Raw genomic sequence first — 25,785 nt, forward strand, 5'->3', positions numbered from 1 at the left:
TACCTCCGGCCCGGGGCGGGAAAACGCCTGGACCGGCCTTCATTCGGTCCGGAGCGCCGTCGGTCGGCGCGGAGGCCGAATCATGGTCGCCAGCGGCCCCGGCAGACGGGCCGGCCGGTCCGACCCACCCTGGACAAGGATGGATCATGACGACGAATAACCCGATCACCACGTCATTCGCCCATACCTCCACGGCCATGGACGTGATCCGGGGCGTGGACCTCGTCGGGCGGCGGGCCATCGTCACCGGCGGATCGTCCGGCATCGGCGTGGAGACCGCCCGTGCCCTGGCCAGTGCCGGCGCGGAGGTCACCCTGGCCGTCCGCAACCCCGACGCCGGCCAGCAGGCCGCCGACGACATCACCGGCACCACCGGCAACGACCGGGTCATGGTCGCGCCGCTCGACCTCGCCGACCAGGGGTCCGTCGCCGACTTCGTCGCCAACTGGGACGGACCGCTGCACATCCTGGTCAACAACGCCGGCATCATGGCCGCGCCCCTGAGCCGGACTCCGCAGGGCTGGGAGATGCAGTTCGCCACCAACCACCTCGGGCACTTCGCGCTCGCCACCGGGCTGCGCCCGTCGCTCGCGGCCGCCGACGGGGCCCGGATCGTCTCGGTCAGCTCCGCCGCCCACCTGCGCTCACCCGTGGTCTTCGAGGACATCCAGTACGACAGGCGGGAGTACGAGCCGTGGCAGGCGTACGGGCAGTCGAAGACGGCAAACGTGCTCTTCGCCGTGGAGGCGAGCCGCCGCTGGGGCGACGACGACATCATGGCGAACTCGCTGATGCCCGGCGCGATCCGGACCAACCTCCAGCGCTACGTGAGCGAGGAGGAGCTGAACCGGCTGCGCGCCGGGAACGCGGCGGCCTGGAAGACCGTCGAGCAGGGTGCCGCCACCTCGGTGCTGGTCGCCGCGTCACCGCTGCTCGACGGTGTGGGTGGGCGCTACTTCGAGGACTGCCAGGAAGCCGCCCCGGCCACGCCGGGCGGTCGGACGGGCGTCGCGGAGTACGCGTTGGATCCGGAGGCCGCCGAGCGGCTCTGGAAGGTCTCGACCGATCTGCTCAAGAGCTGAGGACCGCAGACGGAAGGGCGCCCCGGTCGATGACCGGGGCGCCCTTCTCGGCGTTGTCGCTAAATCAGGACAGGCCCAGCTCCGCCTCGAAGTTGCCGGCCTCCAGCCGCTCCTTGATCGCGCTCAGGAAGCGGGCCGCGTCGGCGCCGTCGATCAGCCGGTGGTCGTAGGACATGGCCAGGTAGACCATCGACCGGACCGCGACGACCTCGCCCAGATCCGGGTCGTTGACCACGACCGGCCGCTTGACCACGGCACCCGTGCCGAGCATCGCCGACTGCGGCTTCGGCACGATCGGGGTGTCGAAGAGCGCGCCCCGGCTGCCCGTGTTGGTAAGCGTGAAGGTCGCCCCGGCGATCTCGTCCGGGCTGATCTTGTTGGTCCGGGTCCGCTCGGCCAGATCCGCGACCCGCTTGGCGATGCCACCGAGGTTGAGGTCACCGGCGTTGTGGATGACCGGCACCACCAGGCCCCGCTCGGTGTCCACCGCGACGCCGAGGTGCTCCGCGGCCGGGTAGGTGATCGTGCCGCCGTCCAGGTCGAGCTGGGCGTTGACGATCGGGTACGTCTGCAGCGCCTCGACGGCGGCGAGGGCGAAGAACGGCAGGAAGGACAGCTTCACGCCGTGCCGCTGCACGAACGAGTCCTTCGCCTGCGCCCGCAACTTGGCGACCCGGGTGACGTCCACCTCGACCACCGTGGTGAGCTGCGCCATCTCGTGCAGCGACTCCTGCATCCGCTTGGCGATGGCCTTACGGATGCGGGGAAGCTTCTCGGTGCTGCCCCGCTTGCCGCTCGGCTGCGGCTTCGCGGCCGGCTTGGCCGGGGCGGCCGACGGTGCGGCGGCCGGCTGCGCGGCGGCGGGAGCGGCCTTGGCGGCCTTCGCCTTCTCGGCCGCCTCGAGGACGTCCTGCTTGCGGATCCGGCCACCCACGCCGGTGCCGTTGAGCGAGGACAGGTCGACACCGTGCTCGCCGGCGAGCTTGCGCACCAGCGGCGTGACGTAGCCGGCTGCCTCTTCGCCACCACCCTGCGCGGGGGCGGACGGGCGCGGCGGCGTCGAGGTCGGCGCGGCCGGCTGCGCAGCCTGCTCGGTCTTCGCCGGCTGTGCCGAGCTCTCGGTCTCGGCCGCCGGCTCGTTGTACGACATGCCCGGCGTCGGCTCCTCGACCTTCGGCTCCGGCTTCGGCTCGGCCTTCGGCGCCGGCGCGACCTCCGCCTTCGGCTCGGGCTTCGGCTCGGACTTCGCCGGCGCGGGGGCGGCGCCGGAAACGCCGATGATCGCCAGGTCGGCGCCGACCGCGGCGGTCTCGTCCTCGGCGACCTTGATCTCCAGCACGGTGCCGGCGACCGGCGACGGGATCTCGGTGTCCACCTTGTCGGTGGAGACCTCGAGCAGCGGCTCGTCGACCTCGATGGTCTCGCCGACCTGCTTGAGCCAGCGCGTGACCGTACCCTCGGTGACGCTCTCACCCAGGGCCGGCATCTTCACCGCGGTGCCCTCGCCCGACGAGGCGGCGGCCGGAGCCGGGGCCTCGTCCTGGGCCACCTCGTCGGCGGTGCCCTCGGCGGCGGCCGTCGGCTCGGTGACCGGCTCGACCGACTCGGCCGGGGCCTGCTCCTGCGGGGCGGCCTCGCCACCGCCGGTCGACTCGCCCTCACCGGCGATGACCGCCAGCTCGCTGCCGACCTCGGCGGTCTCGTCCTCGCCGACCACGATCCGGCTCAGCACGCCCGCAGCGGGCGACGGGATCTCGGTGTCGACCTTGTCGGTCGAGACCTCGAGCAGGGGCTCGTCGACCTCGACGGTGTCGCCCTCCTGCTTGAGCCAGCGCGTGACGGTGCCCTCGGTGACGCTCTCGCCGAGCCGGGGCATGGTGACCGATACCGGCATGTTCTCCAGACTCCTTCATTCCCCTGGGGGGATCTTCGCCCGTCGCCGGACGCCGCGGTTGTGGGTGATCAGGCGTGCGCGTGCAGCGGCTTGCCGGCGAGGGCCAGGTGCGCCTCGCCCAGGGCCTCGTTCTGGGTCGGGTGGGCGTGCACGAGCTGGGCGACCTCCGCCGGGTAGGCCTCCCAGTTGTAGATGAGCTGCGCCTCACCGATCAGCTCACCGACCCGCGCGCCGATCATGTGCACGCCGACCACCGGGCCGTCCTCGACCCGGACCAGCTTCACGAATCCGGTGGTCTTGAGGATCTGGCTCTTGCCGTTGCCACCGAGGTTGTAGTTGTACGTCTTGACCTTGTCGGCGCCGTACTGCTCCTTGGCCTTCGCCTCGGTGAGGCCCACCGACGCCAGCTCCGGGTCGCAGTAGGTGACCCGCGGGATACCGACCTCGTCGATCACGGCGGGGGTCTGCCCGGCGATCTCCTCGGCGACGAAGATGCCCTGCTGGAAGCCGCGGTGCGCGAGCTGGAGGCCGGGCACGATGTCACCGACCGCGTAGACGTTCGGCACGCTGGTGCGCAGCCGCTCGTCGGTCAGCACGTAGCCGCGGTCCATCTTGACGCCCTGCTCCTCGTACCCGAGGTTGGCGGTGTTCGGGCCGCGACCGACCGCGACCAGCAGCAGCTCGGCCTCGACGGTCTCGCCACCCTGGATGGTCAGCTTGACGCCGTTCTCGGTCTTCTCGACCTTCTCGAACGGCTTGCCGACCTTGAAGTTGATCTTCCGCTTGCGGAACGCCCGCTCCAGCGCCTTCGACGACTCCTCGTCCTCGGCGGCGACCAGCCGGGGCAGCGCCTCGACGATCGTCACGTCCACGCCGAAGGACTTCCACACGCTGGCGAACTCGACGCCGATCACGCCGCCGCCGAGCACGATCACCGACGACGGCACCCGGTCCATCGTGAGGGCGTGGTCGCTGGTGACGATCCGCTCGCCGTCGACCTCCAGGCCGGGCAGGCTCTTCGCGTACGAGCCGGAGGCCAGGACGATGTTGCGGCCGGTGTAGCGCTTGCCGTCCACCTCGACCACGTTCTTGCCGACCAGCTTGCCGTGGCCCTCGATGATGGTGATCGCCTTGTTGCTCTTCAGCATGCCCTGCAGGCCCTTGTAGAGCCGGGCGATCACGCCGTCCTTGTACGAGTTGACCCCGGCCATGTCGATGCCGATCAGCTCGGCCTTCACGCCGAACTGCTCCGACTCGCGGGCCTGGTCGGCGATCTCGGCCGCGTGCAGCAACGCCTTGGTCGGGATGCAGCCGTTGTGCAGGCAGGTGCCTCCGAGCTTGCCCTTCTCGACCAGCGCGACCTTCAGGCCCAGCTGGACGGCGCGCAGCGCGGTCGCGTAGCCGCCGCTGCCAGCTCCGAGAATGACAATGTCGAAGGTCGCTTCGTTCGGCTCGCTCACGTCCAACTCCCAGGTCGCGTCGCTGCAATGGGGGGTCACGGGGGTGTAACACAGACACACCCCACCTCGGTCATCTTGTCACCACCGGGCACAGGGTGCGTACCGAGGTGCCCAACGACACGTCATCGACACGTACCCTTGGCACCGTTGTCGATGACGCACGGTGGGGGAGAGATCCGTTGGGCTTGTTCCGGCGCCGCAAAAAGGCGGCTGTGCCGAGCCATGACCGTGCGGCGAGTCGCGGCGACCTGGACCATTTGGAGAACTTCATCCGGAGTCGGCGCGGCGTCGAGGCGTTCATCGAGCCGCGGACGACGGTGACCGAGACCACGGTCATCCTGATCGCCGACGACGGGGAGTGGACCCGGCGCCGCATCGACGGCCCGGACGGCGCGCGGCGCTTCGCGTACCGGATGGGCATCCCGGTGTACGACGTCCGGCTGATGGGCTACCCGCAGCGGATGCGCGACTTCAACGAGCGGCGTAAGCGCCGCCCCGAGCGGTAACGAGCGGCGTACCCGCCGCCCTGAGTTGTCCTGAACGCGACCGGGGCGCCCTCCGGGAGGAGGACGCCCCGGGTCGGCGGATCATCAGCCGTTGGCGGCGACGTCCTCGACGAGCTGCACCAGCGTGCGGACCGGGACGCCGGTGCCGCCCTTGGTCCAGTAGCCGGTCGCCTCACCGGAGTGGTAGCTCGGTCCGGCGATGTCGATGTGCGCCCAGGCCACGTCGTCGGCCACGAACTCGCGCAGGAACACCCCGCCCTGCAACATGTGACCGGCCCGGTCCATCCCGGCGTTGACCTGCGAGATGTCCGCCACGTCGGACTCCATGCCCTTGCGTACGTCGTCGGGCAGCGGCATCGGCCAGGCCGGCTCGCCGACCGCGTCGCCGGCCACCTGGACCCGCTCGCACAGCTCCGGAGTGCCCATCACGCCCGCCACCCGCTTGCCCAGCGCGACGACCTGGCCGCCGGTCAGGGTGGAGGTCTCGAACAGGTAGTCGGTGCCGTCCGCGCAGGCGCGGGCCATGGCGTCGCCCAGGACCATCCGACCCTCGGCGTCGGTGTTGAGCACCTCGACCCGCTTGCCGTTGAACATGGTGATCACGTCACCCGGCCGGTAACTGGTGCCCGAGGGCATGTTCTCCGCCATCGGCAGGTAGGCGCTGACCGCCACCGCCGGCTTCAGCGCGGCGATCGCCAGCATGGCCGCGCCCACCGCGGCCGCGCCGCCCATGTCGGACTTCATCTCCCACATGCCCTGCGCCGGCTTGATCGAGATGCCGCCGGTGTCGAAGGTGATCCCCTTGCCGACCAGGGCGACCCGCTTGCCGTTGCCGCCGTCCTGCGGCGTGTAGGTGAGCTTCACCAGCCGCGGCGGGGCCTCCGAGCCCTGACCGACCGCGACGATGCCGCCGTAGCCGCCGGCCGCCAGCTCCGCCTCGTCCAGCACCTCGACGCCGAGGCCCGCGTCCCGGGCGGCGTCGGCGACCGCGTCGGCGAACGACGGCGGACGCAGCTCGTTCGGGGCGGTGTTGACCCAGTCCCGGGTGAGCCGGACCGCACCCGCCACCACCTGTGCCCGGGTGACCTCTGCCTGCGCGCCCGCGTCGCCCGCGTCCGGCACCGCGATGAGCACCTCGGTCACCGGCTCGCGCCGGGTCGGCTGCGGCCGGGTCTTGTAACCGGCGAACCGGTAGCCACCGAGCAGCGCGCCCTCGGCGACCGCGCGCAGCTCAGCCGACGCGTCCGTGTCGTCCGGCAGCGGCATCGCCAGCGCGACCCTGGGCGCTCCCGCCAGGGCCCGGATCGCCGAACCGGCGGCCCGGCGCAGCGTCTCCGGGGCCGGGGCGGCACCCGACGGCTCCGGGCCGAGCCCCACCGCGGCGACCAGTGGGGCGGTCACGGTGCCCAGCGTGGCCAGCTTGATGACCTCACCCGGCCCACCGGTCGCGCCGAGCAGCGCCAGCGTCTCGGTCAGCTTTCCGTCGAACGCGGCGGCGATGCTCTCCGCGCCGCTGGCGAGCAGCAGGGTGCCGGCGAGGCCGCTGGTGGCGCCCTGCTCTCCGGTCTGGCTGTGCACGCCGATCACGATCGCGTCGACGGCGAGCTCGGCCGGGTCGGTGTCGACCAGGCTCAGGTTGGTCGTGCGGGGTGATGTCACTGAAGCTACTCCGGGCGGGCCGGGCCGGTCGCGACGTCGCGTACCAGCGGTGAAGGTCTCCGGCGGAACGTACCCGCCGAACGTCATGGCTGTCCCGCCGACAGCGCCAGCGGGCTCCCGCCGATGCTAACCAGCGACGTTGCCCCCGGTAAGTTGCCACCCATGACCGACGTGACCTTCGACGCCGCCGCGACCCGGCTGCGCCGTTCCCCGCTGCACGAGCGGCACATCGCCGCCGGCGCCAAGTTCGCCCCCTTCGGGGGCTGGGAGATGCCGCTGGAGTACGCCGGCGGCGGGGTGCTCAAGGAGCACACCGCGGTGCGTACCGGGGTCGGGGTCTTCGACGTGTCGCACCTCGGCAAGGCCCGGGTGAGCGGCCCCGGCGCGGCCGACTTCGTCAACTCCTGCCTCAGCAACGACCTGGGCCGGATCGGTCCCGGCCGGGCGCAGTACACGCTCTGCTGCGACGACGCCACCGGCGGCGTCGTCGACGACATCATCGCCTACCTGTACGCCGACGACCACGTCTTCCTCATCCCCAACGCCGCGAACACCGCCGAGGTGGTGCGCCGGTTGCGCGCCGCCGCGCCCGCGCAGGTCACCGTCACCGACGAGCACGAGGGGTACGCCGTGCTGGCCGTGCAGGGTCCCCGCTCGGCCGAGCTGCTGGCCGCCCTCGACCTGCCCACCGAACACGGCTACATGAGCTTCTCCGCGGCGAGCCTGGCCGGGGTGGAGCTGACCGTCTGCCGCACCGGCTACACCGGCGAGCTGGGGTACGAGCTGGTGGTGCCGGCGGAGCACGCGGTGACCGTCTGGGATGCGCTGTTCGCCGCAGGCGAGGCGTTCGAGTTGCGGGCCTGCGGGCTGGCCGCCCGGGACACGTTGCGTACCGAGATGGGGTACCCGCTGCACGGGCAGGACCTCTCGCTGGACATCACCCCGGTGCAGGCCCGCTCGGGCTGGGCCGTCGGTTGGGACAAGCCGGCCTTCTGGGGCCGCGACGCGCTGCTCGCCGAGAAGGCCACCGGCCCCCGGCGTACGCTGCGCGGCCTGGTCGCCGTCGACCGGGCCATTCCGCGCCCGGGGATGACCCTGCACGTGGGCGACAAGCAGGTGGGCGAGGTGACCAGCGGCACCTTCTCGCCGACCCGCAAGCAGGGCATCGCGCTGGCCCTGCTGGACACGGACGCGAACCTGTCCGAAGGCGACGAGGTCGAGATCGACATCCGAGGTCGCCGAGCCCCCCTGAAGCTGACAAAACCCCCCTTCGTAAACCCCTCAGTCAAGTAACCCCACCCCTCCCGGCCCCCACCCCCACTGCCCCCGGCCCGTTGATCAAGAGGTTTGCGTCATCCGCGCCGACGAATCTGACGCAAACCTCTTGATCAACATGGGTGGGTCGGACCGGGTCGGACCGGGTGGGGTGGGGGGTTAGGGGGCGGGGGTTGGGGGTTCGCCGGAGTCCAGGACTGCCTGGGTCCAGCCGCCCTCGATGACGCCTGTCGCATCCAGGATGGCCCAGTCGACAACGTCGGTGGCCTCCACCACGACCGGGGCGCCGATCCGCACGCTGGGGTCGGTGCTGGCATCGCTGGCGCTCACGCCGACGATCCGTTCCGGGGTCTCCCACGAGGTCACGCCCGCCCAGACGTACTCCGGACCGTCGTCGCCGGGCAGGCCGTACTTGACCACCAACTGCGACTCGGCGGGCAGCTGACCGGCCACGAACCGGGCCCGCGCCTCGCCCAGCGCCGCCCGCGCGGTGGCGACCGCCCGGCTCATCGCGTCACCGGAGCGGGCGTAGCGCACGTCCGGCTGGATCCCGGAGAACAGGGTGGCGCAGGCGGCGGCGAAGTAGCGCCCGTCCGGACCCGGGTGCCCGGCCGGCGGGCGCAGGCTCAGGAACGAGTCGGCCTCCGGGTCGGTCGCCGGGTCCAGCTCCAGGCGCAGCAGCACCGGGGCCGTCGCGCCGTGCTGCTCCGGATTGCCGTACGCCACCGCGATGTCGTGCCCGGTGACGGTGGCCAGCACCGGCAGCTGCACGAACGCCGGGACCTCCTCGCCGGTGAGCCCGTCGGTCCAGTCCCGCAGCAACCGACGGGCCGCCCCGGTCATCACCGCACCCCAGGCGCGGGTGAGGTGGTCGGGCACCCCCTGGGTCTGCAACTCCAGCAGCCCGAAGCGGCGCAGTCCCTTGGTGGTGAACCACAGCCCTTCGCTGTCCGAGGAGTAGGGCACCAGCACCCAGTCGACGAGTCGGATGCGGCCCTGCTCGTCGGGGAGGGAGCGCAGCGCGGTCGCCGGGTCGAGGAACTGCAGTCCGAAGACGTCCACCACGTCGCTGTCGACGGATTCCGCCACCGCGGCCGCGACCGCGCGGGCCGCCCACTCGTGCGCGGGCGGCCAACCGGGCCGGTACTCGGCCTGCACGACCACCAGGTGGGTCGCCGCGGCCAGCCGGGCCAACTGCTCCTCGGTGGCGCCGAACGCGGTGAGCAGATCCGGCGGCAGCTCGGGGAAGTCGGCGATCGGCCGGGTGTCGACGCTCATCAGCGGGCTGTCCAGCATCTGCCGGGCCAGCCCGTGCACCGGCTCGGCCAGCCGGCCGCTCAGCGCCGCCACCGCGGTCTTCGCGCTGACCTTCGGCAGCCCCGCCATCGGCACCAGGTAGGTCGCGCTGAGCGACTCCGGCACCGGTACGGGCAGGAAGTCGTCCGTGATGAGCATTGGGTTCCCCCGGTGGCCGTGCCGGTGCTGTCGAGCCGAACGCTACCCGGCCCGCCGCGCCCGGTTCAGGCGGACATCACCAGACCCAGGTAGACCAGCGTGGTGACCACCTCGACGGTCGCGCCGAGCACGTCGCCGGTGATCCCGCCGAGCCGGCGTACCACGTGGGTCAGCAGCGTGAGCGCGACGGCGAGTGCGGCGGCGACGGCCAGCGGCCCCTGCCACGGGCGGCCCGGCACCGCGGGCACCGCCAGCAGCACGACGGTGACCGCGCCGACCGCCAGTGCCACCGGGCCGACCGTGCCCGCCACCAGCGCGCCGAGCCCGTCCGGTCGGGCCGCCGGCACTCCCCGCCGGCACGCCAGCGTGACGCCGAACCGCCCGGCGGCGGTCGCCGCGACCACGGCCGCGAGACACGCCGGCCCGGACCGTCCCACCAGGTCGGCCAGCACGGCAGCCTGCACCAGGAGTACGACCACCAGGGCGACGACTCCGAACGGGCCGACGTCCGGCTTCTTCATGATCTCCAGTGCGGCCGCCCCCCGCCGGTACGAGCCGAGCGCGTCCACGGTGTCGGCCAGCCCGTCCAGGTGCAGCCCGCGGGTGAGCAACGCGCCCACGCCGACCGTCACACCCGCGGCCACCAGTGGCGGAGCGAACGCGCCGGTCAGCAGCAGCGCACCCGCCAGCAGGGCGCCGAGCAGCGCGCCGACAGCCGGGGCGAGTGCCATCGCGGTGCCGGCGACCGGGCGGTCGATCCGCCCGGCCCGCACCGGCAGCGTGCTGAACGTGGTGAGCGCCAGCCGGGTTCCCGCGAGGAGCCGCGACTCAGCCGGCACGCCAACCCGACGCCGGCTGCTCGTCCGCCCCGGTGCTTGCCGGGCCTGGACCGGCCGGCTCCGGCTCGGCGAAGTCGGACTCGTCGAGGGTCTCGTCGAGGTGGTCCGGCGCGTCGGCGTCCGGGTCGTCGTCGCCGCCGAGCGACGGGTGGACCGGCAGAGCGGCGGCCAGGGCGAGCACCGAGCGCAGCAGCGGGAGCGCGACAAGGGCGTTCGCGCCCTCGCCGAGATCCATCCGCAGGTCGAGCAGGGGAGTGAGGCCGAGCACGTCGGCGGCGAGCCGCACCGCCGGGTGACCGCCGTGGTCGGCGAGCAGGCACCAGTGCCGGGCCTGTCCGGCCAGGTCGCGGCTGACCATGCCGGCGGCCAGCCCGACCGGCCCGTCGAGCAGCACCGGGACCCGGCGGGCGGTGGCGCCGAGCAGCACACCGCTGGCCACGGCCACGTCGCCGCCGCCCAGCTCGGCCAGGATGTCCTTGGCCCCACGCGACGAGCGGCGGGTGCGGTGCAGCGCGTCGCGGACCGCCGCGCAGCGGACCATCCACGCCGCGTCGTCGATCTCGCCGGAGTCGGTGATGACCCGGCCCAGCACGGCAGGCGGCTCCGCGCCCGCGGTCGCCGCGAGCACCGCCGCGGCCGCCGCCTCGGTGCCGGCTCCGCACGCCCCCAGCACCAGCAGCTGTACGCCGGCGTCGGCGGCCTGCTCGGCGAGCCGCCAGCCGTAGCGCAGCGCGGATTCCACCTGATCGAGCGAGAGCGCCGGCTGGTCCTCCATCGGGGCGGCGGCGGGAGTGTCCACCACCTGAAGGCTGGCCCCACTCTCGGCGGCGAGTCGCGCCAACGCGCCCCGGCCGGCGCGGGCCTGCGCGGCCCGCCGCGCCGACTCACCGGCGACGGTGCCGGCCGACGCCCCGCCGGCGTGGTCGCCGTGCAGCAGCAACACCCGTACCGACCCCCAGGCCTGGGGGGTGACGGTGCCCTGGGTGGCGGCGGCGAAACCGACCACCCGGTCCAGCACGCCCAGCCCGGCGCCCGGTACGTCCAGCGTGGCCAGTCGGTCCACCGCCTGCGGGCCCGCGTACTCGTCGGGCATCGGCAGCTCCATGCCCGGCTGGATGACCAGCCCGGTGGCCACCATCGGCAGCGCCATGGTCGGGGCCGCCCAGGGGTTGCCGGGCTCCTGGTTCGGCACGACCGGCGGCTTGTGGGTCAGCACGTCGGGCAGCTGCACCTCGGGGGTGGGTTCGGCGTCGGCCAGGCTGCCCGGGATGGCCGGTGCGGTCGCGCTGTCCGCAGCGGCCGGGACGGCGGTGCTGTCGGTGGTGGCCGGGACGGCGGTGCCGCCGAGGGTGGCCGGGACGGCGGTGCTCCCGAGGGTGGCCGGGACGCTCGCGCTGGCGGGGGCCGCAGGGGCGGTCGCGCTGGCGGCCGGCTTCAGCCAGACCGGCTGGCCGGCGACCACGAGCACCACCGCGTCGCAGGCGTCGGCGACCGCGCGGTTGGCCGCGCCCAACGCGTCGGTGAACGCCCGACCCAGCGGGGTGGTCGGCACCAGCGACAGCCCCACCTCCGGGCTCACCAGCACCACCCGGGCCGAGCAGGTGCGGATCGCCTCGGCCAGCTCGGCGATCGTCGCCACGTCGTCGGCAGGCTGGTAATCCGGGTCGAGCAGCACCGTCACCCAGCCGCCCAGGTCGTCGACGAGCAGCGTCTCGTTGGGCTCGGCGGAGGCGAGCACGTCAGCCAGCCGGCGCGGGTCCTCGGTGGTCTCCTCGGTGGTCCAACTGCCCGGCCGTCGGGCGCGGTGCGCCGCCAGCCGGGTCGCCCACTCGGTGTCCTCCGGGTCGCCCTCGGGCGCGGTGGCGACGTAACGGACCACCGGCGCGTCGGTGACCAGGGACTCGGCGAACTCGGACTTGCCAGATCGGATACCGCCGAGCACCAGGACCGTGTTCCACCCGTCTACGGACATGCCCGTACCTTAGTTCGCCTCGTCCGAGTCCGGGCACGTCGCCCCAGCCCTAGCGAAGATCGAAAACCCGCCCCGACTCCCGTCCCGCCTCCAGCCGCGCCGATCTTGCAGTTTCTGTCGCCGTGATGCGTGGAATGCCTCCTATGTCGCGGCAGAAACGCAAGATCGCGGAGGGTCGCGGTGGTTCCACGCCGCTGCCGGGATGATCTGGCCCGGGGCGAGCGAGCGGCCGTCACGCGCTGGGCCGACTACGCTTGCGAGGGTTCGTCCCACGGGGACATCAGCGGCGAGGGGAGACGCGGCATGGCGTGGAGCTGGCGGTACGAGGGCACGGACGGCCAGACGGTCGAGGGACCGGCGGAGTCGTTCAGCAGCCAGGCCGACGCCGAATCCTGGATCGGTCAGACCTGGCGGGAGCTCGCGGCGTCCGGCGTCACCTCGGTCGCACTCGTGGAGGACGACCGGGTGGACTACCGGATGAGCCTGCTGCCCACGGCCGAGTGATGGCCTACGACCGGCCGGGCGCCGACGGGCTGGTGCTCGGCGTGCCCAAGGCGGCGTTCCGGCCCAGCCCGGTCTTCCTCGGCCTGGTCGCCCTCTTCGCGGTCAGCGGGGTGCTGGCCTGGAACGAGTACGGCAACGCCCGATTCAACGTGTTCCTGTTCGTGGTGTCCGGCTGGCTGGTCTCGCTGTGCCTGCACGAGTACGCCCACGCGGTGGTCGCCTACCGGGCCGGCGACCGGGACATCGCCCACCGGGGCTACCTGACGCTCAACCCGTTGAAGTACACCCACCCGCTGCTGTCGATCGTGCTGCCGGTGGTGGTGCTGCTGCTCGGCGGCATCGGTCTGCCCGGCGGCGCCGTCTGGGTGGACCGGCACTCCATCCCGGGTCGACTGCGGCACACCCTGGTCAGCCTCGCCGGCCCGGCGACAAACGTGGTGTTCGCGCTGGTGTTGGTGGCGGTGCTGCGGATCGGCACCGAGTCGGCGGGCGGCCCGGTGGAGTTCTGGGCCGGCGTGGCCCTGCTCGCCTTCCTGCAACTCACCGCGAGCGTGCTCAACCTGCTGCCGGTGCCGGGCCTGGACGGCGGCAACATGATCCAGCCGTGGCTCAACCCGCAGTGGCGCAAGATGTACGACCTGTTCGCCCCGTACGGTTTCCTGCTGCTCTTCGCGCTGCTGTGGAACCCGCGCATCGGCGGCTGGTTCTTCGACGCGGTCTTCGCGATCGGCGACGCCCTGGGCCTGCCGTCCTGGCTCTACGCCACCGGCCTCGACCTGATCCGCTTCTGGCAGGGCTGACCCGGTCCGGCCGGCGCGAACCTCTCGCGCCGGCCGGACCGCAGCGGCGTCAGGGACGCTGTGCGGGGGACTCGGTCTTCGCCGGGTCCCGTTCGGTGACCGGCTCGACGATCTCGTCGATGGCCTTGAGTAGCCCGGCGTCGAGCTTCACCCCGGCCGCCTTGACGTTGTCGTGCACCTGCTCGGGGCGGGACGCGCCGATGATCGCCGACGAGACGTTCGGGTTCTGCAGGACCCACGCCACGGCGAGCTGGGCCATGCTGAGCCCGGCCTGCTCCGCGAGGGGCTTGAGCTGCTGGACCCGGGTGAGCACGTCGTCGTTCATGAACCGGGAGATGAAGTTCGCACCCGACTTCTCGTCGGTGGCCCGGGAACCGGCCGGCGGCGGCTGCCCCGGCAGGTACTTGCCGGAGAGCACGCCCTGGGCCATCGGCGACCAGACGATCTGGCCGATGCCCAGCTCCTCGCTGGCCGGCACGACCTCGGTCTCGATGACCCGCCACAGCATCGAATACTGAGGCTGGTTGGAGACCAGCGGGATGTGCAGCTCACGGGCGAGCGGGTGGGCGGCGCGCAGCTGCTCGGCGGTCCACTCGGAGACGCCGATGTAGTGCGCCTTGCCGGAGTGCACGACGTCGGCGAACGCCTCCATCGTCTCTTCCAGCGGGGTGCTGTAGTCGTACCGGTGGGCCTGGTAGAGGTCGACGTAGTCGGTGCGCAGCCGGCGCAGCGAGCCGTTGATCGACTCCATGATGTGCTTGCGGGACAGGCCCCGGTCGTTGCGGCCCGGCCCGGTCGGCCAGTAGACCTTGGTGAAGATCTCTAGGCCCTCGCGACGCTCGTTCTGCAACGCCCGGCCGAGCACGTCCTCGGCCCGGGTGCCGGCGTACACGTCGGCGGTGTCGAAGGTGGTGATCCCCGCGTCGAGGGCGGCCCGGACGCAGGCGTTCGCCGCGTCCTCCTCGACCTGTGAACCGTGGGTGATCCAGTTGCCGTACGAGATTTCACTGACCAGCAGGCCTGAACGGCCCAGGTGTCGGAATTCCATGTACCCGACCCTAGCCCCGGTGGATCACCATCGTCGAACGGCCGCTCAGAGCACCGGGTTGGCATCGGTCAGCAACCGATCGATCTCCGCCAACACCTCGTCGCGATCGCGGTGCACCAGGTCGATCAGTGGCTCGCCGCGCCGGTCCAGCGCACCCCACCGGCCGCCGCTGCCGACCAGGAACGCCACCGGGTGGATGACCAGCATCGGGTGCGTCGGCGGGACCAGCACCGCGCCGGTGCGATCCACCACCCCGCGCCGGCCCGCCACGTCCACCACGGCGAGCCCTTCGTCGGTGAAACCGTCGACCCGCTGGCCGTCGGCCAACTCGGTGACGAACCCGTGGTAGCGGGTGGGCACGACGATCCGGCCGGTCCGGTCGACCGCCCCCCACCCCTCGCGCCGCACCGCGGCCAACCCGCGGCGGAACTGCCGTACCTCGGCGAAGTTGGGCGCGACCTGCACCGCGCCGGTCGCGTCGATGGCCGTCCAACCGCCCTCGCCGACCACCCAGGCCAGGCCGTCGCTGAAGGGGTGCGCCGTCCGGTAGGACGGCGGGATCACCGTCGTACCGAGCAGGTTGATCAACGACCACCGGTCGGTGTCCGGCCGACGAACCCAGGCCAGGCCGTCGTGGAACGGCTGCGCCTCGGCGTAGCGGGCGGGGATGACCAGGTCGCCGTCCTGGCCGGTGTAACCCCACAGCGGCCCGTCCCGCTCCGGCACCGGGGGTCGGTCCCGGTCGAGCACCTCGTCCCGACCCCGGCGGTACGGCCCGAAGCCGTCGGCCGTGGCTCGGACGGCCACCGCGTCGAGGGCCACCCGGACCCGGTCCAGCAGTTCGGCGTCGCCGGCGCCACGCAGGTCGAGCGCCTGCTCGAAGTGCTGGCAGGCCTCCATGAGCCGTCCCTGGTCGTAACACGACCGTCCGGAGTGCTCGTGTAGTGCGGCCCGCAACCGGTCGGGTAGCTCGACCGAGTTGGCCTGGGCGAAGAGTTGGTCAGCCTCGGCGAAGTTGCCCCGCCAGCGCAGGACGTGGGCCAGCCGGGCCTGGGCCAACGAGGTCCGGCGCAGCTCGCCGGTCGCCTCGGCGTAGGTGAGGGCGAGCCGGCCGTCGGCCAGCGCGTCGTCGAGGTCGCCGAGGATCCGCGAGGCCACCGCCCGCAGGCTGAGCAGCCGGGCGCGGGCGCGGTTGTCGATGGCCGAGCCCAGCTTCTCGGTCAGCCGCCGCCGGATGGCCCGCAGGTGGTCCGGCTCGGTCAGCTCCTCGCGCAGGGTGACCGGGTCCAACCGCCAGCGGTACGCCGCGAGGACCTGCTCCGGATCACCCGGGTCGGCCAACGAGGGGCGGTTCGTCGCCGGTGCGGCGTCGCCGGGTGGTGCGGAGACCGGCGCGTCCTCCCCGCGCGGGCCGATCCTCGGGCCGGGAACGTTGGCCGCGGGTCCTGCGTGAGTCGGCGGTGTCGGCGCGGGCGGTGCGGAGATGGGCGGCGCGTAGGTCGGCTCTGCGGGCACGGGCGGCGAGGAGACGGGTGGTGCGGAGGCCGGCCCGGTGGGCGCGGGCGGCGCGTGGGCCGGCGGTGTCGGCGCGGGCGGCGCGGAGATGGGCGGTGCGGGGGTGGGTGCTGTCGACGTGGGTGGCGGGGTCGTCGGCGGTACGGAGACGGCTGGCGCGTAGGAGGGCTGTGTCGGCGCGGGCGGTGCGGAGACGGGTGACGCGTAGGCCGACTCTGTCGACGCGGGCGGCGCGGACACGGGCGGCGCGGAGATGGGCGGCGCGGACACGGGCGCGGGGACGGCGGGCGGTGCGGACACGGGCGCGGGGGTGGCGGGTGGTGCGGAAACGGGCGTTGGCACCGACGCCGGTGGTGCGGACACCGGTTCTGCGGAGACTGGTGGCGCGGAGACCGGTGCTGCGGCGAAGGGCGGCGTAGGTGCCGGGGGTGCGGAGACGGGCGTCAGGGTCGACGGCGTGTGGTCGGCCGAGACCGGTGCTCCCGAGACCGGTGCATCGTTGTCATCAGACATCGCGGACGGGGCCGGTGGGGCCAAATCGTCCGGCCGGTCGTGGGTTCGCGAGCCGTCCGTCGAGGCGGTGGCGTGCGGATCGGCCTCGGCTTCGGACGGCCAGACGTACGCCTCGGCGTCGACAGTGGTGTCGTGCGCGACGGGATCGGTGCCCTCGACCAGTTGAGCGGTGACCATCGGCTGGTCGGCCTCGGCGATGACCTCTGCCTGCTGGTGCGACGTCGCGGTGGCAGGTGCGCCGGACACGGGTCGGTCGTCGTGCGCCGTGGTGGGTCCGCCAGCCGTCTGTGCATCGTCCTGCGGCTCGTCGGCCCGGGCGTCGACTGTCGGGCGTGCGGGTGGCGTGGACACGGGCTCGGGAGCGTCAGCCGGTGCCGACCCGCCTCCGTGCTCGTCACTCGGCTCGTGGGTGACGTCGGTGGGTGGTGCCGACGGGTCGTGGTCCATCGGCTTGTGGTCCAGCGGGTCCCGATCCACCGGGTCGTGGTCCACCGTGGTCGGTGTCGTGGACAGGTCGGGCTCGCTCACCGTCGACTCGTCGTCGGCCGGCGCGGACGACTGCCGGTCCGGCGCGGGCTCGCGCGGATCCGGGTCGGCGGGCTGAGCGGGGCTGAACCACGCGTCCGGCCCGCGAACGCCCGCGACCTCGTCCGCGCCTCGAACGGGGGCGAGCGGCCCTTCCGAGGGTGGCGGCGGTACGTAGCGGCGTGGCGTGCCAGGGGCGAGCGGGAGTGCCGCCGCGTCGGCGTCCGACACCGGGGGCTCCGGTGCGGCAGGCGTCGGAGCGGGCGGGGTCGCCGCCGGGTGCGGGACCTGCCAGGTGGGCGGCGGCGCGACCGGCGGGCGTGCGTCCGCCGAAGGGGCCATCCGATCCGCCGAGTCCGGGCGCTGCCCCGAGGTGGGCCGGTCCGTGGGGTGCGGCCGGTCCGTGGGGTGCGGCCGATCCGCCGAGTCTGGGCGCTGCCCCAAGGCCGGTCGGTCGGGAGAGTGTGGCGTCGGGCGGCGGTCGGTCGGGGTGGTGCTGCCCGACGGGTCGCCGAACTGGCGGCGCTCCGGGGTGGGCTCGCCAGCTCGCCGCTGGTCCGTCGGGCGGGCGGTGGTGTCCGGGCCGGGGTAACGCGGCGGCGCGGTGGGGTGTGCCCCGACAGTCGGTGCCGGTTCGCCAGGTGTCCGGCGCTCCGGCGGAGGTGGCACCTCCGAACGCTCGTCGGGGGCGGGCGGGTCCACGGGCGCGGGCAGGTACTCCAGCCGAAGGCGTGCGGCTGGTGGACCCGAGACGGGTACGTCGGGGGCGGGGGAGATCGGAGCGGCCGGGACCTGTCGGTCCCGGTTGGGCGCGGCGGGGGAGACCGGTGACGGCGGCGGGGGGACGGGAGTGGCACGGCGAGCCGTCGACGGGGCCGTGGCGGCCGGGCGGGCCTGTCGCTCGTCGTAGCGGGACGGGGTGACCGCCTGTCGCTCGGGCCGAGCGTCCGGCCGCGACGGGGTGACCGGCTCGGCGCCGCGGTGTGGGTCCGCGCTGCGGTGCGGGTCGGTGCGCTGGCCCGGCTCCCGCGTGCGGTCCGGGCGCACGGGACCCGGCGGCGGCCAGGGCAGGCTGCCGTCCGGACGTGGGCCGGGCTGCGCACGAGACTCCCGGTACGCATTGCCGTCCGGCCGCTCCTCGCGGTACGCCTGGTCGCGAGGTCCGTCCTCGCGGTACGCGCCCGGTCGGGCCTCCTCGCGGGGACGCCGGTCCGGGTACGCCTCGGCGCGTGCCGCGGTCTCGCGGGGCTGCTGCCGGCGCGGGTCGCTGTCGGGCCGACGCCGATCGTCGTCGCGCCGGGGATGGTCGGGCAGGTCCGGCTCGGGCCGGTGCCGTCGTCCTCCGTTGGGCGACGGCGCTGCGCCGGCTCCCTCGTCCGCGCGGTAGCGCCGTTCCGGGCGGCGGCCGTCGTCGCCGGTCCGGTCCGGGTAACCGTCGGCACGGTGTCGCGTGTGGCCGTCCACGGGTGCCCACTGGTCGGCTCCGTCGGCGGTCCGGTTGTCGCCGGTCCGGCCGTCGGCCGTCCGGCCGTCGTGGTCCCGGGTGGCGCGGCCGGCGTACCCGTCGACGGGGTGGCGGTCGTAGCCGGCGGCCGGTCGCTCGTGTGTGCCGCGTCGACGCGGCACGTCGTCCGGCTCCGGCATCCAACCGGAATCGGAGCGGGGCGCGGGGGAGACCGGTGGCGTGCCGGGGTAGCCACGGTCCCGCTCGGTGGGCTCCGGGCGCTGGCGTCGCCCGTCGTACCGGTCGGGGGAGGGCTGGTCCCGGTGCCAGGCGGCCTCCCGCGCCGGACCTCGCTCGTCGCCGGGCCGGCGGTCGGACCAGGCGGTACGCCGGTCCGACTCGGCGGAGCGGCGATCGTCGCGCCGGGGCGGTTCGGGTAGTGGCCGGCGGTACGGCTCATGGTCGTAGGTGCGGGGGTCGGCGCTGTCGTTCCGGCCGTAGCTGGACGCGTCGACCGAGCGTGCGTCGCCCCGGGCTCGGCCGTAGCTCGGTGTCTCGCCCGGCTCGTCGTCGGCCCAGGATCGGCCGTGGACCGCCGGCTCCTCCGGCGGTTCGTCGGCCCAGGATCGGCCGAGGTACGTGCCGTCCGGACGGGTGGGTGCGAGCGGCGGCACCTCGGCCCGGCCGGTCACCGTCGCCCGGCCGCGCGGTGGCGGTTGGTGGGTCACCCCGATGTCGCCGGGATAGCGCTGGCCGGGGTACTGGGGGTGCCACTCGGTGGTCGGTTCGACCACCCAGGCCGGCTCGTTCGGGTCGGACCACCGGTCGGCGTAGCGGCCGCTCATCGGCCGCGCCCGTCGCCACACCCGGCCACTCGGCCGATTCTCGCCGGAGGTGAGCCGTCCGCAGCCGTCACGGACTGGTCGCCGGGCGTCCGGTCGCCGCCTGCCACGCCCCGGTGGCCGGCTCGCGTCCGCTCGCTCACGGCGTTGTCACCTCGTTGCAAATTGTCGTGCTGGGGCCTCGCGTGCCGGTCAGGTCGCCCGCGCCGGCAGGCCGTGGCTGCGGATGGAGGGTAACGGCGTGGGCTCGCTCACCGCCACTGTGGTGCCGCAAACAGGGCAAACGTTATCCGTACTGTTTCCGGCATTTAGTCCCATAACCGGACCTGGTCTCCGACCCTACCGCATTCGACGGCCGCCGGGCTCGGGCTGATCGTCGTCCTTCGGTCAGGGATGTTCGAGGATGAGGACGGCGAACGTGCCGGAGGCGAGCGCCTCGTAACGGTGCGGGGCGTCGCCGGGAAACGCCGCGTAGTCACCGGGTCCGAGCTCGATCGGGGTCGTCTCGGGGCCGACCCGCAACCGGCCGGCGGCGACCACCACGTGTTCGATGCTGCGCGGGGTGTGTCCGTCCGCGGTTCGGGCCGCTCCCGGCTCCAACTCGATCAGGTAGAGGTCCCGGCGCAGGTGCGCCGCCCCGGCGCTGAGCAGCGTGCCGGCGAAGTCGGCCTGCTCGGAGCGGACCCGGGGGCCGTCCCCGGCCCGGATCACCCGGACGGCGTCGTCGGCGGGTTCCACCAGTCGGCTGAACGGCACGCCGAGCGCCACGCCCAGCGCCCAGAGTGTCTCCACGCTCGGGTTGCCAGTGCCCGACTCCAACTGGGAGAGGGTGGATTTGGCCACTCCCGCCCGGCGGGCGAGCTCGGTCAGCGAGATGCCCACGCGTTCCCGCTCCCGGCGCAGGGCGGCGGCGATGGTGGCCAACGGGGCGGCCGGTTCCGGAGGCATGTGTCCGCTCCTCGGTTCGGCGTTCGTTGCGGCGAACAGCAGCCTGTCCAGCAGGGTGAACCCTGCGTACGGTACAACGAACAGCGCCCGCTCGGATGCCGCACGGGCGTGCTTGCCCCCGACCCGCCCACAAACGTCAGTCGACCAGCGCAGCTACGGCGAAACCGCTGCCGTCGGGGGTGCCGGGGACAGCGGTTTCGCCGATGGTGGGGCGGGGGTGGAAGTCGGGCTCAGACCTTGTCGCCGAGCTTCACCTGCGGGGCCGGGGCGCGCATCCGTCGGAAGGTGATGGACCGCATGACCGCGTAGAGGTAGAGCGAGCCCATCCGCTGGCCGGTCTTCGGGAAGCGCTCCCGGACCAACTTGCCGATCTTGCGGCAGATCAGCACCGAGTCGATGATCAATCCCAGGGCCAGCACGCCCCAGAGCACGTTGGAGATCAACCGGACCAGCGCCGGCATCTGCCCGTTCGATCCGATCAGCACGATGAACGCACCGCCGAAGAACCAGGTGCCGACGGTACGCCGTGAGTCGACCACGTTGCGGGCCAGCAGCCGCTCCGGGCCGCGGTCGCGGGGGCCGCCCTCGCGGCGGAACTCCGACGCGGCCTCGGCGCGCAGTTGGCGGCGACGTTCCCGCTCCTCCTCCTTGGTGAGGGGGCGGCTGGGACCGGCCGGGCGGCGACCGACGGTCGGCCGCTTGGGCGTCTCCCGACCCTTGGCCGGGGTGTAACCCCGGGACCGCTCGGCGGTCTCCTCGGGGGTCACCGAGGAGACGGCCTCGTCGACGAGGTCGGTGGACTTGCGGCGAAAGAGCGACGGCACGCGGCAAGGGTAGCCAACGGTCCGCGCCCGGTGCACATCGCGGTACAACGGCCGACGGCTCCAGGTCGCAGCGCGACCTGGAGCCGTCGTGGTCGAACGTCGGGGTGAGCGGGTTACGGACGCTCGGCGTGCGCGCCCAGGTCGGCGAGCTTCGCCTCGAAGTCCTCGTAGCCCCGGTTGATCAGGTCGACGCCGTACACCCGGGAGGTGCCCTCGGCGGCGAGTGCCGCGATCAGGTGGCTGAACCCGGCCCGTAGGTCCGGGATGACCAGGTCGGCGGCGTGCAGCTTGCTCGGCCCGGCGATCACCGCGGAGTGCTTGAAGTTGCGCCGGCCGAAGCGGCACGGGGTGCCACCGAGGCAGTCCCGGTAGACCTGGATGTTGGCGCCCATCGAGTTCAGTGCCTCGGTGTAGCCCAGCCGCTGCTCGTAGACCGTCTCGTGGACGATCGACAGCCCGCGGGCCTGGGTCAGCGCCACGACCAGCGGCTGCTGCCAGTCGGTCATGAAGCCGGGGTGCACGTCGGTCTCCAGCGCCACCGCGTTCAGCTCGCCACCGGGGTGCCAGAAGCGGATGCCGCCCTCCTGGCCCGGGTCGCCCAGCTTCGGCGCACGGGCGTCGGTGACCTCGTACTCGCCGCCGACCGAGCGGAAGATGTTCAGGAAGGTCATCATGTCGGCCTGCTGCGCGCCGAGCACCTCGACGTGACCACGGGTGGCCAGGGCGGCGGCCGCCCAGCTCGCCGCCTCGATCCGGTCCGGGATCGGCCGGTGGGTGTAACCGTGCAGCTTCGGCACACCCTGGATCTCGATCACCCGGTCGGTGTGGACCTTGATGATCGCGCCCATCTTCTGCAGGATGCAGATCAGGTCGATGATCTCCGGCTCCACCGCGGCGTTACGCAGCTCGGTGACGCCCTCGGCCATGACCGCGGTCAGCAGCACCTGCTCGGTGGCGCCGACGCTCGGGTACGGCAGGGCGAACTTCGTGCCGTGCAGCCCGTTCGGTGCGGACAGGTGCAGACCCTCCGGCCGCTTCTCGACCGTGGCACCGAACTCGCGCAGCGCCTGGAGGTGGAAGTCGATCGGGCGCGGGCCGATGTGGCAGCCGCCCAGGTCCGGGATGAACGCGTGCCCGAGCCGGTGCAGCAGCGGGCCGCAGAACAGGATCGGGATCCGGCTGGAACCGGCGTGCACGTTGATCTGGTCGGTGCTGGCGCTCTCCACGTTCGCCGGATCGAAGACGAGCTCGCCGTCCTCGGTGCCGTCGGTGACCTTGACGCCGTGCAGACCGAGCAGACCTCGGACCACCTCGACGTCGCGGATCTTCGGCACGTCGAACAGCCGGCTCGGGGTGTCGCCGAGTAGCGCGGCGACCATCGCCTTCGAGACCAGGTTCTTCGCGCCGCGCACGCGGATCCGCCCTTCGAGCGGAGTGCCTCCGTGAACGACCAGGACGTCGTCGGTCAACGCAACCTCCAGCGCGTCGGTGCTGCAGTGTTATTGGTGGGGCGCCTGAGCTTTCTCGCTACCCCGGATGCGGCCATGTCGAAACGGCCCGCTTGTGTCGTCGCTCCGGGCAGCATAGCCCTCGGTGACGAAAAAGGACTCGGTCACATCGGCGTGTGTGGCATTAATCGGTGATCCGGCACTTTTGCGTACCAAGAACGCTACTGACCGTGATCAGGGCGCCGTGGGTGGTGGGGTGTCCGCGCCGGGCAGGGCGAGCATCTGGTCCAGTGCCACCCGGGCGTGGTACGCGGTGTCGGGGTCCACCGTGATCTGGTTGGCGACCCGGCCCGCGACCAGCTCCTCCAGGGCCCAGACCAGGTGCGGCAGATCGATCCGGTTCATCGTCGAGCAGTAGCAGACGGCCTTGTCCAGGAACATGATCTGCTTGTCCGGGTGCGCCAGCGCGAGCCGGCGGACCAGGTTCAGCTCGGTGCCGAGCGCCCATGCCGAACCGGCCGGAGCCGCCTCGATGGTCTTGATGATGTATTCGGTCGAGCCCACGTAGTCGGAGGCGGTGACCACCTCGTGCCGGCACTCCGGGTGGACCAGGACGTTGACCCCGGGCACCCGCTCGCGGACGTCGTTGACGCTGTCGAGGGTGAACCGGCCGTGCACCGAGCAGTGCCCCCGCCAGAGGATCATCTTGGCGTCGCGCAGCTGCTCCGGGGTGAGCCCGCCACCGGGCTTGTGCGGGTCGTAGAGCACGCAGTCGTCGAGCGACAGGCCCATCTCCAGCACCGCCGTGTTGCGGCCCAGGTGCTGATCGGGCAGGAAGAGCACCTTCGACCCCTGCTCGAACGCCCAGTCCAGGGCGCGCTTGGCGTTGGACGAGGTGCAGACCACGCCGCCGTTGCGGCCGACGAAGCCCTTGATGTCGGCCGACGAGTTCATGTACGTCACCGGCACGGTCTCACCGGCGATCCCCAGGTCGGAGAGTGTGTCCCAGGCGGCCTCGACCTGATTCAGCACCGCCATGTCCGCCATCGAGCAGCCGGCCGCGAGGTCGGGCAGGATCACCCGCTGGGCGTCGGTGGTGAGGATGTCGGCGCTCTCGGCCATGAAGTGCACGCCGCAGAACACGATGTACTCCGCGTCCGGACGGGCCGCGGCCTCCCGGGCCAGCTTGAACGAGTCGCCTGTCACGTCGGCGAACTGGATCACCTCGTCGCGCTGGTAGTGGTGCCCCAGCACGAAGACCTTGCTGCCCAGCTTCGCCTTCGCGGCCGTGGCGCGGGCCACCAGATCCGGGTCACTGGGCGCCGGAAGGTCGCCCGGACACTCGACGCCGCGCTCGGTGTCGGGGTCGCTGCCCCGGCCGAGCAGCAGCAGAGCCGTCGCGGTGTTGGAGGGTTCCAGCCAGGTCGAAGTCACGTAGCCCATGGTCCCACAGCACGAGCGCGCCGCAGCTCCGCTCGGTGTGGGCTGCCACACTGCTCGGCATGCGCGTGCTGCTCTGCCCGGACAAGTTCGCCGGCACCCTGTCCGCACCGGAGGTGGCCGCCGCGGTGGCCGACGGCTGGCGCACCGTCACCGACCGCGACGAGCTGCTGATCCGGCCGCTCGCCGACGGTGGGCCCGGCTTCGTGGAGGTGCTCGCCGGAGCCCTCGGTGGCCGGCGGGTGCCGGTGGCGACCGTCGACCCGCTGGGCCGGCCGGCCGCCGGTGAGATCCTCCTCACCACCGACGGCGCGACCGCCTATCTGGAGAGCGCGCAGGCGTGTGGGCTGCACCTGCTCAGCGCCGCCGAACGGGACCCGAAGACCACCACCTCGTACGGGCTGGGCCTGCTGGTGGCCGCCGCGGTGGAGAGCGGCGCGCGGACCGTGGTGATCGGGCTGGGCGGCTCCGCCACCAACGACGCGGGAGCCGGAATGCTCACCGCGCTGGGCCTGACCCCGCTGGACCCGGGCGGCGCGGCGCTGCCGTACGGCGGGGCGGCGTTGGCCCTGGTCGACGCCCTCGACGGCGTACCCCGGCTGCGGGGCGTTCGGCTGGTCGCGGCCACCGACGTGGACAACCCCCTGCTCGGCCTGCACGGGGCGAGCAACGTGTTCGGCCCGCAGAAGGGCGCCGACCGCGCGGACGTGCTGCTGCTCGACGCCGCGCTGGAGCGCTTCGCGGAGGTGCTGGAGCGGGATCTGCCCGGCTGCCCGGCGGGGCTCGGCACGGTGCCCGGAGGTGGGGCCGCCGGTGGCATCGGCGCCGCCATCCTCGCCCTCGGCGGCGGCTGCGAGTCGGGAATCGGCCTGGTCACCCAGGCCACCCGACTGGACGCCGCGCTGGACAGCGTCGACCTGGTGATCACCGGTGAGGGGTCGTTCGACCACCAGTCGCTGCGCGGCAAGGTCGTCGCCGGGGTGGCCGGCGCCGCCCGCGACCGGGGAGTCCCCTGCGTGGTGGTGGCCGGGCAGGTGAGCACCGGCCGGCGGGAGGCCGCCTCGGCCGGGGTGACCGACGCGTACAGCCTGGTCGAGCAGTTCGGCGGTGAGGAGCGCGGAGGGCTCGACGCCGCCCTGAGCCGGCCCGCGGCGGGGCTGCACGAGCTGGGCGCCCGGCTGGCCCGGCAGTGGAGCCGCTGAGGCCGCCGACCGCCCACCACCGGGGCCGACCTGCGGCGGCGATCACGCCACGCGGGTGGGTCCGGCCGAGGCGGCGTAGGATCGGAAGCGGACCACAACCGGGAATGACTGGACGGCGCACGGCGTTGGCCAGTGCGTCCGGACCCACACCGCGCAGGGAGACTTCCACGTGACCACGCCAGCGCAGACCGAGTCGACCGAGGCCAAGGCCCCTACTTCCGTCGTCCTCACCGACGTCGCAGCGCAGAAGGTCAAGGCCCTGATCGAGCAGGAGGGCCGCGACGACCTGCGGCTCCGCGTCGCCGTGCAGCCGGGCGGCTGCTCCGGCCTGCGGTACCAGCTCTTCTTCGACGAGCGTTCGCTCGACGGTGATGTCGTCACCGACTTCGACGGTGTCGGGGTCGTCGTCGACCGGATGAGCGCCCCGTACCTGTCCGGCGCGACGATCGACTTCGCCGACCGGATCGACGCCCAGGGCTTCACCATCGACAACCCCAACGCGGGCAACTCGTGCGCCTGCGGTGACTCGTTCAACTGAGTCACACCACACAGCAGCACTGGCGGGGCCGTCCTTCGGGGCGGCCCCGCCG

At 73.1% G+C, this 25,785-nt stretch carries 19 protein-coding genes; 7 read left to right on the plus strand and 12 right to left on the minus strand.

Annotated elements, in window-relative coordinates:
• Positions 1-146 precede the first annotated feature (146 nt).
• Positions 147-1,082, plus strand: coding sequence for an SDR family NAD(P)-dependent oxidoreductase (locus AB0C01_RS15505; RefSeq protein ID WP_357571444.1), 936 nt, complete (start codon positions 147-149; stop codon positions 1,080-1,082).
• Positions 1,083-1,146: 64 nt separating this feature from the next.
• Here AB0C01_RS15505 and sucB read toward each other — a convergent pair whose 3' ends face one another.
• Together sucB and lpdA are read right to left on the minus strand one after the other, a co-directional pair.
• Positions 1,147-2,976, minus strand: coding sequence for a 2-oxoglutarate dehydrogenase, E2 component, dihydrolipoamide succinyltransferase (sucB, locus tag AB0C01_RS15510; RefSeq protein WP_357571445.1), 1,830 nt, complete (start codon positions 2,974-2,976; stop codon positions 1,147-1,149).
• 68 nt (positions 2,977-3,044) lie between these two features.
• Positions 3,045-4,475 (minus strand): dihydrolipoyl dehydrogenase, encoded by a 1,431-nt coding sequence (gene lpdA, locus AB0C01_RS15515; protein WP_357571446.1) that lies wholly within the window; start codon positions 4,473-4,475, stop codon positions 3,045-3,047.
• 140 nt (positions 4,476-4,615) lie between these two features.
• On the opposite strand from lpdA, the gene AB0C01_RS15520 reads away from it, so the two are divergent.
• Complete coding sequence (locus AB0C01_RS15520) at positions 4,616-4,942, plus strand: hypothetical protein (protein WP_357245075.1); 327 nt, start codon at positions 4,616-4,618, stop codon at positions 4,940-4,942.
• A gap of 84 nt (positions 4,943-5,026) precedes the next feature.
• On the opposite strand, the gene AB0C01_RS15525 is transcribed toward AB0C01_RS15520, so the two are convergent.
• Positions 5,027-6,601, minus strand: a complete 1,575-nt coding sequence (locus tag AB0C01_RS15525; protein WP_357245077.1) for a leucyl aminopeptidase — start codon at positions 6,599-6,601, stop codon at positions 5,027-5,029.
• A gap of 162 nt (positions 6,602-6,763) precedes the next feature.
• Here AB0C01_RS15525 and gcvT point away from each other — a divergent pair, with 162 nt between their 5' ends.
• Positions 6,764-7,894, plus strand: coding sequence for a glycine cleavage system aminomethyltransferase GcvT (gene gcvT, locus AB0C01_RS15530; protein ID WP_357571447.1), 1,131 nt, complete (start codon positions 6,764-6,766; stop codon positions 7,892-7,894).
• A gap of 141 nt (positions 7,895-8,035) precedes the next feature.
• Here gcvT and AB0C01_RS15535 read toward each other — a convergent pair whose 3' ends face one another.
• The 3 genes from AB0C01_RS15535 to AB0C01_RS15545 form a co-directional block, all read right to left on the minus strand.
• A complete protein-coding gene (locus tag AB0C01_RS15535) occupies positions 8,036-9,331 on the minus strand; it encodes a DUF2314 domain-containing protein (protein WP_357245081.1) in 1,296 nt (431 codons plus the stop codon).
• Between the two features lie 65 nt (positions 9,332-9,396).
• Positions 9,397-10,170, minus strand: a complete 774-nt coding sequence (locus AB0C01_RS15540) for an adenosylcobinamide-GDP ribazoletransferase (RefSeq protein ID WP_357571448.1) — start codon at positions 10,168-10,170, stop codon at positions 9,397-9,399.
• The gene (locus AB0C01_RS15545) at positions 10,160-12,142 is read right to left on the minus strand and encodes a bifunctional adenosylcobinamide kinase/adenosylcobinamide-phosphate guanylyltransferase (RefSeq protein WP_357571449.1); all 1,983 of its coding nucleotides are present in this window, start codon (positions 12,140-12,142) and stop codon (positions 10,160-10,162) included. Before AB0C01_RS15545 ends, AB0C01_RS15540 begins: the two co-directional genes overlap by 11 nt.
• A gap of 303 nt (positions 12,143-12,445) precedes the next feature.
• Between AB0C01_RS15545 and AB0C01_RS15550 the strand changes: the two genes are divergently transcribed.
• Together AB0C01_RS15550 and AB0C01_RS15555 are read left to right on the plus strand one after the other, a co-directional pair.
• On the plus strand, positions 12,446-12,646 hold the full coding sequence (locus AB0C01_RS15550) for a hypothetical protein (protein ID WP_357010793.1): 201 nt from the start codon (positions 12,446-12,448) through the stop codon (positions 12,644-12,646).
• Positions 12,646-13,446, plus strand: a complete 801-nt coding sequence (locus AB0C01_RS15555) for a site-2 protease family protein (protein WP_357245089.1) — start codon at positions 12,646-12,648, stop codon at positions 13,444-13,446. The genes AB0C01_RS15550 and AB0C01_RS15555 overlap by 1 nt, the downstream gene beginning before the upstream one ends.
• 49 nt (positions 13,447-13,495) lie before the next feature.
• Here the strand turns inward: AB0C01_RS15555 and AB0C01_RS15560 are convergent, their stop codons facing one another.
• The 6 genes from AB0C01_RS15560 to nadA form a co-directional block, all read right to left on the minus strand.
• Complete coding sequence (locus AB0C01_RS15560) at positions 13,496-14,494, minus strand: aldo/keto reductase family protein (RefSeq protein ID WP_357245091.1); 999 nt, start codon at positions 14,492-14,494, stop codon at positions 13,496-13,498.
• 45 nt (positions 14,495-14,539) lie between these two features.
• A complete protein-coding gene (locus AB0C01_RS15565; RefSeq protein WP_357571450.1) occupies positions 14,540-19,336 on the minus strand; it encodes a WG repeat-containing protein in 4,797 nt (1,598 codons plus the stop codon).
• A gap of 384 nt (positions 19,337-19,720) precedes the next feature.
• Positions 19,721-20,281, minus strand: a complete 561-nt coding sequence (locus tag AB0C01_RS15570) for an XRE family transcriptional regulator (protein ID WP_357245094.1) — start codon at positions 20,279-20,281, stop codon at positions 19,721-19,723.
• 230 nt (positions 20,282-20,511) lie between these two features.
• On the minus strand, positions 20,512-21,105 hold the full coding sequence (locus tag AB0C01_RS15575) for a DUF3043 domain-containing protein (protein ID WP_357245096.1): 594 nt from the start codon (positions 21,103-21,105) through the stop codon (positions 20,512-20,514).
• A 113-nt stretch (positions 21,106-21,218) separates the two neighbouring features.
• Complete coding sequence (gene murA, locus AB0C01_RS15580) at positions 21,219-22,574, minus strand: UDP-N-acetylglucosamine 1-carboxyvinyltransferase (protein WP_357245098.1); 1,356 nt, start codon at positions 22,572-22,574, stop codon at positions 21,219-21,221.
• Between the two features lie 213 nt (positions 22,575-22,787).
• Complete coding sequence (nadA, locus tag AB0C01_RS15585; protein ID WP_357571451.1) at positions 22,788-23,987, minus strand: quinolinate synthase NadA; 1,200 nt, start codon at positions 23,985-23,987, stop codon at positions 22,788-22,790.
• 68 nt (positions 23,988-24,055) lie between these two features.
• Here nadA and AB0C01_RS15590 point away from each other — a divergent pair, with 68 nt between their 5' ends.
• Both AB0C01_RS15590 and erpA read left to right on the plus strand, forming a co-directional pair.
• Positions 24,056-25,195 (plus strand): glycerate kinase, encoded by a 1,140-nt coding sequence (locus AB0C01_RS15590; RefSeq protein ID WP_357571452.1) that lies wholly within the window; start codon positions 24,056-24,058, stop codon positions 25,193-25,195.
• Positions 25,196-25,364: 169 nt separating this feature from the next.
• Positions 25,365-25,733, plus strand: coding sequence for an iron-sulfur cluster insertion protein ErpA (gene erpA / locus AB0C01_RS15595; protein ID WP_357245104.1), 369 nt, complete (start codon positions 25,365-25,367; stop codon positions 25,731-25,733).
• Positions 25,734-25,785: the final 52 nt, after the last annotated feature.

Origin of the sequence: Micromonospora sp. NPDC048905 (assembly GCF_040649655.1) — a bacterium.
GTDB lineage: Bacteria > Actinomycetota > Actinomycetes > Mycobacteriales > Micromonosporaceae > Micromonospora.